The sequence below is a fragment of the Massilia glaciei genome (assembly GCF_003011895.2).
GTDB classification, from domain to species: domain Bacteria; phylum Pseudomonadota; class Gammaproteobacteria; order Burkholderiales; family Burkholderiaceae_D; genus Telluria_A; species Telluria_A glaciei.
On sequence record NZ_PXWF02000114.1, the window covers coordinates 1 to 16060 of the forward strand.

General features: G+C 62.9%; 9 protein-coding genes. All 9 read left to right on the plus strand.

Going from position 1 to position 16060, the window contains the following annotated elements; all coding sequences use genetic code 11:
- A partial coding sequence (locus C7C56_RS08135; RefSeq protein WP_146204343.1) for a DUF2345 domain-containing protein occupies positions 1–1259 on the plus strand: 1259 nt, incomplete at its 5' end.
- Positions 1260–1302: 43 nt separating this feature from the next.
- Positions 1303–3027: an esterase/lipase family protein gene (locus tag C7C56_RS08140; protein WP_109246562.1), complete on the plus strand. Its 1725-nt coding sequence runs from the start codon at positions 1303–1305 to the stop codon at positions 3025–3027.
- Entirely contained in the window at positions 3024–4484 is a 1461-nt protein-coding gene (locus C7C56_RS08145) for a T6SS immunity protein Tli4 family protein (protein WP_146204344.1), read from the plus strand. Before C7C56_RS08140 ends, C7C56_RS08145 begins: the two co-directional genes overlap by 4 nt.
- 375 nt (positions 4485–4859) lie before the next feature.
- Positions 4860–6200, plus strand: coding sequence for an ISL3 family transposase (locus C7C56_RS08150; RefSeq protein WP_106756942.1), 1341 nt, complete (start codon positions 4860–4862; stop codon positions 6198–6200).
- 83 nt (positions 6201–6283) lie between these two features.
- On the plus strand, positions 6284–7576 hold the full coding sequence (locus C7C56_RS28025) for a T6SS immunity protein Tli4 family protein (RefSeq protein ID WP_146204345.1): 1293 nt from the start codon (positions 6284–6286) through the stop codon (positions 7574–7576).
- Complete coding sequence (locus C7C56_RS08160) at positions 7569–7829, plus strand: PAAR domain-containing protein (protein ID WP_106756994.1); 261 nt, start codon at positions 7569–7571, stop codon at positions 7827–7829. The genes C7C56_RS28025 and C7C56_RS08160 overlap by 8 nt, the downstream gene beginning before the upstream one ends.
- 411 nt (positions 7830–8240) lie before the next feature.
- Positions 8241–10304, plus strand: coding sequence for a S9 family peptidase (locus C7C56_RS08165; protein ID WP_106756944.1), 2064 nt, complete (start codon positions 8241–8243; stop codon positions 10302–10304).
- Between the two features lie 246 nt (positions 10305–10550).
- Positions 10551–12560, plus strand: coding sequence for a PKD domain-containing protein (locus C7C56_RS08170; RefSeq protein WP_181373066.1), 2010 nt, complete (start codon positions 10551–10553; stop codon positions 12558–12560).
- Positions 12561–12635: 75 nt separating this feature from the next.
- Entirely contained in the window at positions 12636–15956 is a 3321-nt protein-coding gene (locus tag C7C56_RS08175; RefSeq protein ID WP_106756946.1) for a DEAD/DEAH box helicase, read from the plus strand.
- Positions 15957–16060 lie beyond the last annotated feature (104 nt).

Genomic DNA, 16060 nt, shown 5'->3' on the forward strand with positions numbered 1-16060 from the left:
TCGGCGCGCTCACCTTGCCCAGGGTAAACGATGAACTAATCGTCATATTCCTGGGCGGCGACCCGGACCATCCTCTAATCATCGGCCGCGTGCACGGGGGCAAAACGCCGCCTCCCACCTTCAGCCGCGCCAGCGTACTTCCGGGAGACAAACACCTGTCGGGAATAAAAAGCAAGGAGGCCAAGGCGTACCGCTACAACCAGTTGCGCATGGACGACACGCCGGGGCAGATCAGTGCGCAGTTGGAAAGCGAGCACGGCCACAGCCAGCTCAACCTTGGCTACCTGACGCATCCGCGGAGTAATGGCAACGCCGAGCCGCGCGGCGAGGGGGCCGAATTGCGCAGCGACCAGGCCGTGTCCATCCGCGGCGGCAATGGCGTGTTCATCAGCGCCGATGCGAGCCTTCGCGCCGCCGGCCGCCAGCTCGAGCGCGACGGGCTCAACGGCCTTGCCGAGGCGCTCACCGGCATCCAGAAGCAGCTTGCCGAACTGGCCGATGCGCACAACGCCGGCCGCACCGACGGCGAGCCATTGGCGCAGTTGGCCGGGCATTTGCGGCGGTGGGAGGATGGCAGCAACACCGATGGCGACGAACCGGCCGCTGTGGGCGGGCAACCCATCGTGGCGATCGAGGCGCCGGCAGGCTTGCTGCTCGGCAGTCAATCCAATGTTTCCATCGGCGCGCAAACCCATGTGGATGTGCTCAGCGTGGGCAACACGCAGATCTCTGCCGGACGCAAGTTGATGCTGCATGCGATGCAAAGCATCAGCCTGTTCGCCCACAAGCTCGGTGTGAAACTGATCGCAGCCAGTGGCAAGGTCGAGATTCAAGCGCATGAGGAGAATGTGGAAATCACCTCCGCCAAGCGCATCGTCCTTATTGCGTCGGAGGAGATCGTTTTTCAAGCGCCGAAGGTCACCGTGGTCACGCAAGGCGCCCAAGCGGTCTACGGCGAGGGGGCGATTTCGCACAAATGCACGGGCGGGTACACGGTCAATTCCGCCGACGTCTCGTTCGCCAGCCCCGCAGGTGGCGAAACGCCACTACTGCGCATGCCGAAGGAGGTTCCAGCCCATGAGCAGCGTGTACGCATTGTCGATCTCAACACCGGGGAACCAATGGCAAAACAACGCTTTCAAGCGACGATGGAGGACGGCCAGGTCATCGAAGGAACGACCGATGACGCGGGATTGACACAAATATTGGAGTCATCAATTCCTTTCGGCCGATTCACGATCAAGGCGATTTTCGAATGATGGCTGGCGGCGTTTCACTGTTGCATTCACACAAAGGATGAAAATGACAGACGAATACAACTTCCCGGGTTACAAGCTGCCTGTGAACCCGTACTTCGAGCAAGGTACCATCGCTTGCGGGTTTGTAACCCCCAAACAGGATCGCATTCCACAAGTGCAAAGCATTCCACCGAGGCGCGTTTTGCCGATCATCTTCATCCCCGGCATCATGGGTTCCAACTTGCGGATGAGCGCGGCGCGGCAGGCGCAGCTTGAAAAGGACAACAATATTTCGTGGAGGCCCGAGCATACGCTGGAAACGCTCGCCTCGGCCAATGATACTGCAGAGGAGCGGCAACTTCGACTCGATCCAGATGAAACGGAAGTCGATACATACGATCCGGTGCGGAACCCCACAGGCGATCCGGACGAGACGTCGGATGAGCGCAACGAGGAGGTGGAGGTCGATTTCTCGTATAAGGTCGAACCAGCCATCAATCCGCCGTTGCTTAGAAGTGACCCGCGTGGCACCAGCGGCCGCCGCACGAGCGAGCAGAAAGCGCGCGCGCGGGGCTGGGGCGAGGTGTATTTTGATAGCTACCGCGAGCTCTTGGAGATGTGCGAGGAGCGGCTCAATACAGCCTTTTACGGCGGCAAGATGGACAGTTGGTGGAAAAAAATTATCGACGTTGCTCCGGCAAAATGGGGAGCGCACGCCCAGCCGGTTCTCGCGCCGCTTGACGAGGCCACACTCCGCGCCGCTGTCAAAGGCTGCTGGTTCCCAGTTCACGCCATGGGGTACAACTGGTTAAAAGGAAATGAGGAATCGGGAACAGTCATTGCCAATCGTATTCGGGCACTTATGAAAAATTACGAGGCCCAGGGATTTCAATGTGAAAAAGTCATCCTGATTACCCATTCGATGGGGGGGCTGGTGGCACGGGCGGCGATACATCCGGCCATGGGCGGACTCAACGACAAGGTGTTGGGAATAGTTCATGGTGTCATGCCCGCGATTGGTGCGGGAGCCGCGTACAAACGCATGCGCTGTGGCTTTGAGGGCAGTGGGATTACGACCGATGTCTTGGGCAGCACGGGAGCGCATGTTACACCGGTGCTTGGAAATGCCCAAGGTGGACTCGAATTGCTACCCAGCCAGGCTTACGGCAACGACTGGTTGCGAGTGCAACATACTGGAAAAATTATCAAAAGCCTGCCGGAAAAAGGGGACCCCTACGAGGAAATATATAAGGTGAAAGGCAAGTGGTTCAACCTGCTGCAGGAGGGATGGATCAATCCGGCGCGCCAAAGGAACTCGAGCTTTGAAAATACATGTCATCTGTTGGACTTGGCAAAGAAATTTCACAGTAACATCAATGAAACATACCACGATCAAAGTTATGCACATTACGGCGCCGGTGCCGCGCACCCCGCCTGGCGGCGAGTGGTATGGGCGGTCGATGATCGGGCGCGCGTGGTTGATGTCAACCTTTTAAACCTTGTGGCCGACGACCGAAAAGGAGTCTTGACCCTTGTCGATCCGAGGTTCCCGTCGCCAGTCGGGCAACCCGGTCCCCGTTTCACAGCCACCATGTCGGTTGCGGCCGACCCCGGTGATCAAACCGTACCCTTGCACTCCGCGGAACACCAACTGAGAAGTGGCAAGTTCAAGGGGATTTTCCGGCAGCACGGGTATGAACATCAGGCCAGCTATTCAGATGAGTCGGCCCTGTTTTCCACACTCTTCAGCGTGGTGCGGATTGCCTACACGATGGGATGGTCGAAATGACGAAATACCTCGGCATTAGTTCATTCGCGCCTGCGATGACCTCGCCAGTCGTCCTGCTCATTGCTGCGCTGATTCTTTGTGCATGCGACAGCTCAGCTCAACCAACTAAAAGGCCCGACATGACAACCCTGTCCCCGCGTTTGCAAACGTTGTTCGAGAAAAAGAAAACTGTCTGCTTCGGCCGATTTGTCATGACAATCCCAGCTACCGCGACAGTCGTTTTTGGTCCTGCACAGGCAGAGTACGAGATCAACCGTTACGCGGACGCAGGCGGGGAAGTCACGCAGCGCCTAGCTGAACATCTAGCTATCGTGGAAGGCAAAAGGGAATTCCTGCACGAGGAAGATATCGCCAAATTTCCTCTGTTTGGGAAGGTTGTCGATGGAATATTGCCAGGGCAGAAAGTGGCTTTCGGCACATCCAATCGGGTTGGCTACACGATGTATTCCTTCATTCCTATCGGGAAAGATCTGTTTGTGCAGCATTCCAACAACGTGCCACCAAATGCCGACGAAATACTAATCTTTAATAGGGTGGCTAGTAATCTTCGTTTACGTTCCGAGGACGAAATTCCAGCGGAACCCGGAATCTGTATTAACGGTGGTTTCATTCCTTTGGATTTTGAATATGAGAAGGTCACGATCGGTGTGCGTCTCAAGGAATTCCCGGATGTGCACTTCTCGATCGCGGCACTGAAAAATGGAGATTTTTTGCCCGTGGAGGACCGTTTGGAGCTTAGACTCATCGGGGCGGAGGCGGCAGCGGCGCATGATGGTCTAGGTGCTGCCTATGCCCGTATCAAGATATTCCGACGTCAAGCTCGTCAAGTGGGAGCGTGGAAGGGTTTTGAGTTTGTGGCGCACAAACCCGCGTTCGGGCGTGATGCCGAGGCACACGATTTCCGATTCGAAAGTCTAGGGGCATCAAATGACCCACTGCTGCCAAGACTCGACGTCCGCTTGGATTCCGGCGTGAAAAAAAATAAGAAGGCAAGCGTCAAGCCCAGTATCACCGATGAAGAAGCGATCGAATTATGGGACAGGCTGCTGGACTCAATTCGCATACGCGAGACCGGCGGTGGCAACCCAGGCGCCGGCGAGAAGAAGAGGACGCCATTGGGAGAACGTTCCATGACTGGTGGCACATGCTCCCAGGATGGCTGGTGGCGCAGCACTGACTGCGGCGAGATTGAGGGTGGGGCGCGGCGCCACTTTGCCTTCGGCGACACGTTTCCAGATATTGTGCTCTTGTACAAGCCGAGCGTTTGGCAAAGGCTGACTGGCGAGCGACCGAGGCACAGGCTGACGACTGTATGGGAGCTTGTCGATTACGACGCAGAACCAGCGGCATCATTGCAAGTGGCGGAAAACGTTGCACCGCCGCATTTTGGCATCGCGCCGTCGCCACCGCCGCCGGATGGGGATGCGGCGAAGGACACGTCGCCCCGAATCAGCTAAATCAGCGAGGTCATATCATGGCCGCGCAGAGCCATCGCAAGCCCTCATTTTGTATGACCGTCAGCGGGACAAAGTCAGGCCCAATGCCGTTTTGAGTGGAAGTTGACTTCGGATACCATGTCGGCTACCGCTGTGAATGCCTAATTTCGTCGTTACTTTGCATTGCCCTGCGCGGCCATGCATCCAGGCCCGGAACAGGGTCAAGGGCGGGTGGCGCGAAGCGCTGCCCGGCGAAGCGAACCCTTGACGCTGTGCAGGGCCAATACGCTGGGGCATGGCCGTCGACATGGCATGCCATGGCGACGACCATGCAGACGCGTTGGACGATGTGCCTGGCCACAGCAATGACCGTAGTCTTAACTTGAGGTAGCCGCAATGAGTGTTGGTGTCGAAGCCCTGTTTACGTCCGCGCTGGGACTGAAGTCGCCGTGGGAAGTGGTCAAGGTCGACCTCGACACCGCCAAACGGAGGATCGATTTCGAGGTCGCCTGCAATGCGAAGCAGTTGTCTTGCCCTGCCTGCGGCGTCAACGGGCAAGGCATTCATGACAGGGTCAGACGCGACTGGCGGCATCTGGATTTCTTCCAGCACGAGGCGTGGCTGCACGCCGACGTGCCGCGCGTCGACTGCGGCGCTTGCGGCAAGACCACGTTGGTGGAAGCGCCGTGGGCACGCCCTGGCAGCGGCTTTACGCTGCTGTTTGAAGCGTTTGCCTTGTCGCTGTGCCAGTCCATGCCGGTTGCGCATGCTGCGGCCCTGTTGCGAGTCGATTCCAGGCAGTTGTGGCGCAGGATAGATCATTACGTCGGTGAGGCGCGCGCCCAGGAGAAAATGGACGGCGTCGCCGTGATTGGCATCGACGATTTGAGTTTCAGGCGCGGCCAGGACTATGTGACCGTGGCCCATGACTTGGAAGCGAAGCGGTTGCTGTTCATGACCGAGGGTCGAAAGCACGGCACGGTCATCGAATTCAAGGAAGATTTGATTGCGCATGGCGGCAACCCGGACGACATCAAGCACGTCTGCATGGACATGAGCGCCGCCTACACCAAGGGCGTGACCGAGATATTGCCTCAAGCCCAAATTAGCTTCGACCGGTTTGATGTGATCGCCTTGGGTAATGAGGCGATGGATGCCGTGCGGCGCGATGAAATGCGAGACCAGCCCCGAGTCGTGCGCGCGGCGATGGGAACGGACCGCAAAGCGATCAAGGGCATGTTCTGGGGCATGCGCAAAGACCATTCCGACTGGAGCGTCGATCAGATCAACACGATGTATCGGCTGCAGCGCTCGAACCTCAAGAGCGCACGCGCCTGGCGCCTGAAAGAGGGGCTGCGCTCGACTTACGCCACTGGCGTAACGAGCAATTGCCCCGTAAAAGCCGAGGCCGCCCTGATGCGCTGGATTTCGTGGGCGCGGCGCAGTCGACTTGAGCCATTCAAAAAACTCGCCACCACGCTCAAGGATCGATTGGCTGGCGTGGTACGCGGCATGCTCGATGGCCGTAGCAACGCCTATGTCGAGGCGATGAATGGCATGCTCCAGCAGGTCAAACGGGCTGCGCGTGGATTCCGAACCGTGAAGAACTTCGTCGCCATCGCCTACCTCCGCATGTCCAAGTTAAAGAATCTACCGCAGAATCCCATGCAACCAGCGGCTCCGCTGCGATCTACCATTTACCGCGCCGGTCGTCCATTTCCACACAAAACGGCATAGAGCCCAAAGTCATGCCTAACATTATCCGGTTGAACGACCCCACCATGCAGTGGTGCGGTTGCCTACACGATGGGATGGTCGAAATGACGAACTACCTTGGCATTAATGCATTCGCAGTTGCGATGACCTCGCCCGCCATCCTCCTTACCGCTGCATTGTCACTTTGTGCATGCGACAGTCCGGCTCAATCAACTAAAAGGTCCGACATGACACCTCTTTCCCCGCGATTGCAAACGCTGTTTGAAAAGACGAGAACAGTCTGCTTCGGCCGGTTCGTGATGACAATTCCTGTTACAGCGACACTCGTTTACGGCCCTGCAAATGTAGAGCACGAGATTAACCGTTATGCCGACGCAAGTGGAGAGTTGGCGCATCGCCTAGCCGAACATCTCGATATCGTGGAAGGCAAGCGGGAACTCCTGCACGAGGAAGATATTGTTAAATTTCCCTTATTTGGCAAGGTTGTCGATGGAGTGTTGCCCGGGCAGAAAGTGGCTTTCGGCTCATCAAATCGGGTCGGTTACACGATGTATTCCTTCATCCCTGTCGGAAAAGATCTGTTTGTGCAGCATTCCAACAACGTGCGACCTGACGCCGACGAAATATTGGTCTTCAATAGGGTCGCAAGTAATCTTCGTTCTCGTTCCGAGAGTGAAATTCCAGCGGAACCTGGGATCTGTATCAACGGCGGCTTCATCCCTTTAGAGGTTGAGTATGAAAAAATCACAGTCGGTGTCCGTCTCAAGGAATTCCCGGATGTGCACTTCTCTGTTGAGGTCCAAAAAAATCGCGAGCGCCTGGCCGAAACGGGGCGCTTGGAATTGATGCTCGATGAGGCTAAAGAGGAGGCGGAGCAAAGAGGACTTGGTGCAGTTTACGCTCGCATTAAGACCTTTCGACGCGGCCCGCGTCAACTAGGCGCGTGGCAGGGTTTTGAATTTGTGTCGCGCAGACCAGTGTACAAGCGCGATACCGAGGCGCACGAATTTCACTTCGAAAGTCTAGGGGCGTTGTACGACCCACTGCAGCCAAGACTCGACGTCCGCTTGGATTCAGGCGTGATAAAAAATAAGAAGGCAAGCGTCAAGCCCAGTATCACCGATGAAGAAGCGATCGAATTATGGGACAGGTTGCTGGAATCAATTCGCATACGCGGGACCAGCGGCGGCAATCCAGGCACCGGCGAGAAGGAGAGGACACCCTTGGGAAAACTCACCATCAGCGGAGGCACATGCTCACAGGATGGCCGGTGGCGCAGCAATGACAGCGGTGGGATTGAGGGCGGGGCGCGGCGCCACTTTGCCTTCTGGGCCGCGCAGGCCCATCGCCGCACGACCTCATTTGGTACGACCCACAGGGAGAAAAATCATTCCTAACATTATCCGTTTGAACGACCCCACGAGCCACGGCGGCAATGTCTCCAGTGTTTCCGGCACATATTTCACGGTCGATGGAATCGCCATCGCCCGCGTCGGGGACAAATGCACTTGCCCACTGCATGGCGATGGCACGATTACGGAGGGTGACCCGCATCACACCGTCGACGGCATCCCCGTCGCCTATGCCGGGCACAAGACGAGTTGCGGCGCGACGCTGGTTTCGACGGTCGCCAACTTCAACCGCTCATGATCTAAGCGCGCAGGCCGTCACCCAGAAAAGCAAGGATTCCAGGCGCGGTCTAATCGTACGATCGCGAATTTTGTTGAACGAGATTCGTATGGCATCCAGGGTCGACGCGCGTGAATCAAAAGGCAGTCCTCGATCATCGAGTCGGCGCCGATTGTGCTGCCCTGCGTCGACGAAAGCTCGGCGGCCCCCTTGGCGTGGATGCAAGGAACGCTTGCGGTGAGCTATTGTTCTATGGGGCCCCGCGTCCGCGAGGACGATGTTGGTTGTCTTTTTTTGGGGATCGACATCACGACTTATGGGCCGCCCCAAGCCACTGCGTGACGCACGCGTAAACATAGCCCGGCCGCGGGCCCCATCCGCGCTGTTGAACTTGGTATCATTGCTGGTTATTAAAAATCCGGAGATGATCCAATGAAGTCACGCTTGTTGATGTTGACGGCCGCGATGCTGGCCGCCGGCGGCGCGCTCGCCGCGCCGCGCGGGTTCACCGTCGAGGACCTGGTCAAAATGGAGCGCGTGGGCAGCCCCGCGCTTTCGCCCGACGCCTCCCGCGTGGTGTACACGGTGCGCTCGACCAACCTCGAGAAAAACCGCGGCAACGTCCAGTTGTGGATGCTCGACCTGCGCGCGGCCAAGCCGGCGCCGGTGCGGCTCACCCAGAGCGACGCCAGCAGCACCGATCCCGAATGGTCGCCGTCCGGCGACGCCGTCTATTTCCTGTCTGCCCGCTCGGGATCGTCGCAAGTGTGGCGCCTGCCGCTGGCCGGCGGCGAGGCCGCCAGGGTCACCGACCTGCCGGTCGATGTCGACAACTTCCGCCTGTCGCCGACGGGCGAGCGCATCGCGCTCGGCCTGGCCGTGTTCCGCGATTGCGCCGACCTCGCCTGCACCAAGGCGCGCATCGACGCCAAGGCCAAACAAAAGGCGAGCGGCGTGGTCTACGACCGCCTGTTCGTGCGCCACTGGGACACCTGGGCCGACGGCCGCAACGCGGTGCTGTACTCGGCGCCGATCGACAGCAGCGGGCGCGTCAGCGCCGCGCCGGTCAGCCTTTCCGGCGGCATCGACGGCGACGTGCCGTCCAAGCCCTTCGGCGACCGCGACGAATACCGCTTCAGCCCGGACGGCAAAAACATCGTTTTCGCCGTGCGCGTGGCCGGCAAGACCGAGGCCTGGTCGACCAACTTCGACGTCTACCAGGTGCCCGCCGCCGGCGGCGCCGCGCCGCGCAACCTGAGCGCCGACAACCTCGCGTGGGACAGCAAACCGGCCTATTCGCCGGACGGCAAGACGTTGGCCTGGCTCGCGATGGCCCGGCCCGGCTTCGAGGCCGACCGCTTCCGGCTGGTGATGATGGACGTGGCCACCGGCAGCAAGCGCACGCTGGCCGACAACTGGGACCGCTCGATCGGCGAGTTCCGCTGGAGCCCCGACGGCAAGACCGTGCTGGCGGTCGCCGACGACATCGGGCAGCACCGCCTGTTCGCCCTCAACGCCGCCAGCGGCAAGGTCACGCCGGTCAGCGGCAAAGGCTATGTCAGCGCGTTCGACATGCGCGGCGACACCATCGTGATGGCGCAGGCGCACCTTGGATCGGGCGCGCAACTGTTCAAGACCAAACTCGGCCTGGACGCCGCCGCCGCGACCCAGCTGACGCAGTTGAACGCGGCGCTGCTGCGGGACGTGCGCATGGGCGAGGCCGAGCAGTTCTCGTTCGCAGGCGCCAACGGCGCAACCGTATACGGCCATGTGATGAAGCCGTGGAACGCGGTGCCGGGCGTCAAATACCCGATCGCGTTCATCGTGCACGGCGGCCCGCAGGGCAGCTTCGGCAATTCGTGGAGCTACCGCTGGAACCCGCAAACCTACGCCGGCGCCGGCTACGCGAGCGTGTTCATCGATTTCCACGGTTCTACCGGTTACGGCCAGGCGTTCACCGATTCGATCAGCGGCGACTGGGGCGGCAAGCCGCTCGAGGACCTCAAGAAGGGCCTCGACGCGGCCGTCGCCAAATTCCCCTGGCTCGACCGTTCGCGCAGCTGCGCGCTGGGCGCGTCCTACGGCGGCTACATGATGAACTGGATCGCCGGCAACTGGTCCGACGGCTTCAAGTGCCTGGTCAACCATGACGGCGTGTTCGACACGCGCGGCATGGCCTACTCGACCGAGGAACTGTGGTTCACCGAATGGGAAAACGGCGGCACCTATCTCGAGAAACCGGCCGCGTACGAGAAGCACAATCCGGTGCTGTTCGTGAAAAACTGGAAGACGCCGATGCTCGTCATCCAGGGCGACCTGGACTTCCGGATTCCGACCGCGCAGGCGCTGGGCACCTTCACCGCGCTGCAGCGCCAAGGCGTCGAAAGCAAGTTGTTGATGTTCCCGGACGAGAACCACTGGGTGCTCAAGCCGGCCAACTCCTTGCTCTGGCATCACACGGTCAAGGGCTGGCTCGACAGCCATCTGAAACCCTAAGCGCAAGCTTTGCGAAGATCAAAAATGCCCGCCAGCCAGCGGGCATTTTTTCGTTAACGCCGCTTGTACTCGGCCAGAAACGCTAGATCGCGCGCGATTGATCTCCGCTTGGCCGAACGCGCGCGCACCTCGCTGTGGCTCAGGCACGGCCCACGCCACGCCCCCATGCTGGTGAAGGTCATCAAGGCGCGACCTCGTGCGGAATAACAATTGCCGCGAACGGCGGCTTACAACATGGAGAAAATAATGGAATGCGCAACCGAAAAAAAACGCAAGAAACGCCTGTTCGGCTGGTCGATCCCCCGCGTCGCCGGTGCCGGCCTCGCCGCGGCGGCGGTGACGGCGGGCGCGGCCGCGCCGGCGCCGGCTCCACCGGCCGGGGCCGGGCTGGACCACACCTGCGGCTGCGTGCCGACCTATCACATTGTCAACCTCGGTTCCGGCCAGCTGCCGACCATCCCACAGATCAACGCGCGCGGCCAGGTCGCCTTTTCCTTGTTTTCGCCGACGCCGCGCGCCTACTTCTACGACGGCGCCATGGTGCGCAACATCGGCGACCTCGGCGCGCCCGAGGCGTATGCCGAGGACCTCAACGAATGGGGCCAGGTGACCGGGTATGCCGCCTACGGCAACGGCCTCAACGTGCACGCCTTCGTGTGGAGCGCGGCGGCCGGCATGGTCGATTTGCGCACATTGGGCAACGCCGTGTACTCGCAGGGCAGGGCGATCAACAACCTGGGCCAGGTGGCCGGTTATTCGCAATGGATCGGACCGGCGCTCGACCCGTACCACGCGTTCCGCTGGTCGTTCGCGTCCGGCATGATGGACCTCGGCACGGTGGCCGGACTCGGGTCGGTCGGCACCGTAATCAACGATGCCGGCATGGTCGTCGGGTTCTCCAACGCGGCCAGCGGCAACGCCCACGCGTTCGCCTGGCGGCACGGGACCGGCATGGTCGACCTGGGCGCGCTCGGCGGCGACAATTCCTACGCCGAGGATGTCAACGAATCGGGACAGGTGGCGGGCTCCGCGCTCGTGTCGATGATCGATTTCAACTACCACGCCGTGTTCTGGAACAGCGCAGGCGCCATGTTCGACCTCGGCACGCTCGGCGGCCCCGGTTCGGGCGTGTGGGACATGAACAACCTCGGCCAGGTGGTCGGCGTGGCCGACACGGCCGCCGGCAAGCAGCATGCGATGTCATGGACGATGGCGGGCGGCATGCGCGACCTCGGCACCCTGGGCGGGTCGTACTCGAGCGCGATCGCTGTCAACGACAAGGGGCAGGTGGTGGGCGCGGCCAGAACCCGCAGCGATCGTTCGCGCGCATTCCTGTGGTCCGCGGGACGGCCGATGGCCGACCTGAACCGGCGGATCAAGAACGCGCCCGCCGGGCTCAGGCTCGAGATCGGGGTCGCCATCAACGACAAGGGGTGGATCGTGGCCGAATCGAACGCGGGCCTGGTGCTGCTCAAGCCAGGCCCCGGCGCGCTGGTCGCGCCCGCCATCGGACCGATCGCCGTGCGCGACAGCGTACCGCCGGGCAGGCCGGTGATGCTGTCGGCCGGCTTCAGCGACGCCGACCTGGCCGACACGCACAGCGCGGTCTGGTCGTGGGGCGATGGCAGCGCCGACGCGGCCGGCACCGTCATTGGGCGCGCGGGCGCGGGGCGCGCCGCCGGCAGCCACACCTTCGACGCGCCGGGCGTGTATTGGGTCACGCTCACGCTCACCGACAACACGGGCAGGACCAGCGCGGTCAGCCGCAAGGTCGTGGTCGCGGCGCCGTGCGGCTGCGTGGCCGCCGCCAACGGCTGGTTCATGTCGCCGGCGGGCGCGCTCAAAAGCGGACCGCCCAAGGCGGCGCTGGCGAGCTTCAGTTTCGACCCCGCCGGCACGCAAACCATGGCCAAGGGCGGGGCGCAGGCCAAACTGCGTTTCAGCGCCGGCAATATGCACTTCCAAAGCGACAGCTACCAGCAGATCGCCACCGCGGGCGGGCGCGGCCAGTACCGGGGCGGCGGCACGCTCAACGGCGTGGCGGGCTACAGTTTTGCGCTGACCATGATCGACGGCGCGGCAGCCGGCGGCGGGCACGACCGCTTCGGTTTGCGCATCACGCATGTCGATCCGGCCACCAAGGCCGAAGTCGTCGATTACGACAATGGCGCCCACGGCAGCGGTGCGCTGGCGCGCGGCATGCCCGCCGGCGTGGCCGGGTCGGCCATCAGCGGCGGCCGGATCGTGATCAGGTAGCCAGCCGAAGCTGCGGGCGCGCTGCGCATCGGCGATAATCCGGCCTGTGCCCACCGTTCCCGCAGCTTGCCCCCCATGAACTTCACACTCGACGACATTCTCGACAATTTCGACAACGGCACCTACCGGCGCGGCCGCGACTATGCGCAGCACGGCATGGTGCGCGCGCTGGCACGCAAGGATGCGCGGATCACCAGCAAAGTCAATGGCAGCGGCGGCAGCGCCTACACCCAGTCGATCGCCGTGCTCATGCGCCCCGACGGGGTCGTCTTCAATGGCGATTGCAGCTGTCCGATGGACTACAACTGCAAGCATGTCGTTGCCGCATTGCTGGTCTGGCTCGAGAAGGCGCCAGCCGGTCCGGTCGCGCGCCGCGACGATGCGCAGCTGGCCCCGGCCCTGACGATGTGGCTGCGCCAGGTGCAGGTGGCGCTCGAAGACAGCAAACTGCAACCCGTGCCCAAGAGCACGGGCAGCCACCGCCTGCTGTGCGTGTTGCTGCGCGATCTCGCTACGGGGCGGGTCGAGATCTGCCTGTGCAAGGCGCGCGTGGCCGCGGGCGGGCGCATCGTCTCGGCGACCGTGTACAACGACAGTTACGCGCTGGTGTACAGCGCGCCCGCCTTCGTCGGTCCACCCGAGCAGTTCGTGGTGCGCTTGTTCACCGCCATGAACGGCAGCAGCTTTGGCGGCGCCGTCACCGAGGTGCGCCACAAGGCGGGCGCCCTGTTGTTGCGCGCGGCCCTGGAGCTCGACTGCCTTGGCATGGCCGACAGCAAGGCCGACATCAGGACCGGGCAGATCCGCCTGCTCAAACCGGGCCCGGCGCGCCAGGGCCGGCTCGGCTGGGCCGGCAGCCCCGCGCAGCCCGATGCCTTGCGGCTGTGCTGGCGCCTGGACGACGACTCCAGCGCCGACTGCGTGCTCGCGACCGAGCCGCCGATGTATATCCAAAACGGTTTGCTGGGCGAACTCGCGCTGGACGCTTTCGAAGCCGCGGTGCCGATCCAAAAATTGCAGGCATTGGTGACGAGCTCGCCGCAGTTGCCGGCGCGCGACGTGGCGGCGTTCTCGTTTCAAATGGCGCAGCACGGCCTGGGCAGCGTGGTGCCGCTGCCGCCGCCGGTGGAACAGCGCACGCGCGGCGACATCAAACCGCGGCCGATCCTGCTGCTCGGCAGCATCGAGCGCAGCGCCGGCGACGGCGGCGGCACCGTCTGGGACGACTACGCCCTTGTGGCATTCGACTACGACGGCGAGCGCGTTGCCAACGACCCGTCGCGGCAACTGGGACGTTGGAGCGCGCGCGGCTTCGAGAACATCTTGCGCGACGAGGCGCTCGAAAGCGCGGCCCGCGCGCAGCTGGCCGCGCTCGGCTTCCGGGCGCCAAGCGCCGCCGCCGCCGCGCGCGCGCCGCAAGGCATCGTGCAACTGCCGCATGCCAACGACTGGCTGCGTTTCGCGCGCGATGACTTGCCGCTGCTTGCCGCGCGGGGCTGGGACGTGCAACAGGAGCCGTCGTTCCGTTTCGATGTTAGCGAGGTCGACGACTGGTACGCCGACGTCGAGCAGGGCGGCGACAATGGCAGCCCGTGGTTCGAGCTCGAGCTGGGGATCGTGGTCAACGGCGCCAGGCATCCGCTGCTGCCCGTGCTGTTGCAACTGATCCGCGGCGCGCCGCGCGAGTTCGACCGCGCCGTGCTCGACGCCCACGCCGACACCGACCAGTTGATCGCGCACCTGCCCGGCGGGGTGAACGTGGCCCTGCCGTGGGGCCGGATCAAGCCCATCCTGCACACCCTGGGCGAGCTTTATTTCAACGAAAAAATAGGCGACACGCTGCGCCTGCCGGAGCTCGACGCGGCCCGCCTGGCCGAGCTCGAGGCGGGCGCGCAACTGCGCTGGATGGGCGGCGAGCGCCTGCGCGAGATCGGCCACAAATTGCGCAGCTTCGGCGGCGTTCAGGCGGTAGCCGCGCCCGCCGGCCTGCAGGCGAGCCTGCGCCCGTACCAGAGCGAGGGCCTGTCCTGGATGCAATTTCTGCGCGAGTTCGGACTGGCCGGCATCCTCGCCGACGACATGGGCCTGGGCAAAACGATCCAGACGCTGGCCCACATCCTGACCGAAAAGGAGGCCGGGCGCCTGACCGCGCCGGCGCTGGTGGTCGCGCCGACCAGCCTGATGGGAAACTGGCAGGCCGAGGCGGCGCGCTTCGCGCCGGGGCTGCGCGTGCTGCTGCTGCACGGCGCCGACCGCGCCGCGCGCTTCGGCCAGATCGGCCAGAGCGACCTGGTGTTGACCACCTTCGCCCTGCTGCCGCGCGACGAGGAACAGTTGCGCGCGCAGCAGTTCCATCTGCTCATACTCGACGAGTCGCAATACATCAAGAACAGCCGCTCGAAGGCGGCGCAGACGGCGGTGCTGCTCAACGCGCGGCACCGCTTGTGCCTGACGGGCACGCCGCTGCAAAACCATCTGGGCGAACTGTGGGCCCAGTTCCATTTTTTGCTGCCCGGCCTGCTCGGCGACGAGAAGGCGTTCAACGCCGACTTCCGCAAGCCGATCGAAAAACTCGGCGACGCCGCGCGCAACGCCTTCCTGGTGCGCCGCATCAAGCCGTTCCTGTTACGCCGCACCAAGGACGCGGTCGCCACCGAGCTGCCGGCCAAGACCGAGATGGTGCGCGAGGTCGAGTTGGCGGGCGCCCAGCGCGACCTGTACGAGACGGTGCGCGTGGCGATGGACAAAAAGGTGCGCGATGCGATCGCCAGCAAGGGCGTGGCGCGCAGCCAGATCGTGATCCTCGACGCCTTGCTCAAACTGCGCCAGGTGTGCTGCGACCCGCGGCTGGTCAAGTTGGCAGGCGAGGGAGCGCGGGGCGCGCCGTCGGCCAAGCTCGCCGAACTGATGGAGATGGTCGCCGCCCTGCTCGACGAGGGCAGGAAGATCATCGTGTTCTCGCAATTTACCAGCATGCTCGCGCTGATCGAGGCCGAACTGCGCGAGCGCGCCATCAGCTACGCCTTGCTCACGGGCGAGACCAAGGACCGCTCCGGCCAGGTCGACGCGTTCCAGCGCGGCGCCGTGCCGGTGTTTTTGATCAGCCTCAAGGCGGGCGGCGTCGGCCTGAACCTGACGGCGGCCAACACCGTGATCCACTACGACCCGTGGTGGAATCCGGCGGTAGAAAACCAGGCCACCGACCGCGCCTGGCGCATCGGCCAGGACAAGCCGGTGTTCGTCTACAAGCTCATCGCCAAGGGCACGCTCGAGGAGAAGATCCAGGAGCTGCAGCGCAAGAAGGCCGAACTGGCCGACGCCGTGCTGGCCGGCGGCACCGCCCAGGACCTGGCGCTGACCCAGGCCGACCTGCAGGCGATCCTGGCGCCGCTGTAAGCGCCGCGCGCCGGTGCGCCCGGGGCCGGTCGCGGGCGAACGCGCCGCCCGCCCCGATGGTTTTCATGCGCCCGCGCCCGCTGGCTTTATGCGCCCACGCGGGC

Bases quoted from the DNA above. Each gene is read 5' to 3' on its own strand.
- C7C56_RS08140 (WP_109246562.1), top strand. From the start codon at position 1,303: ATGACAGACGAATACAACTTCCCGGGTTACAAGCTGCCTGTGAACCCG.
- C7C56_RS08145 (WP_146204344.1), top strand. From the start codon at position 3,024: ATGACGAAATACCTCGGCATTAGTTCATTCGCGCCTGCGATGACCTCG.
- C7C56_RS08150 (WP_106756942.1), top strand. From the start codon at position 4,860: ATGAGTGTTGGTGTCGAAGCCCTGTTTACGTCCGCGCTGGGACTGAAG.
- C7C56_RS28025 (WP_146204345.1), top strand. From the start codon at position 6,284: ATGACGAACTACCTTGGCATTAATGCATTCGCAGTTGCGATGACCTCG.
- C7C56_RS08165 (WP_106756944.1), top strand. From the start codon at position 8,241: ATGAAGTCACGCTTGTTGATGTTGACGGCCGCGATGCTGGCCGCCGGC.
- C7C56_RS08170 (WP_181373066.1), top strand. From the start codon at position 10,551: ATGGAATGCGCAACCGAAAAAAAACGCAAGAAACGCCTGTTCGGCTGG.
- C7C56_RS08175 (WP_106756946.1), top strand. From the start codon at position 12,636: ATGAACTTCACACTCGACGACATTCTCGACAATTTCGACAACGGCACC.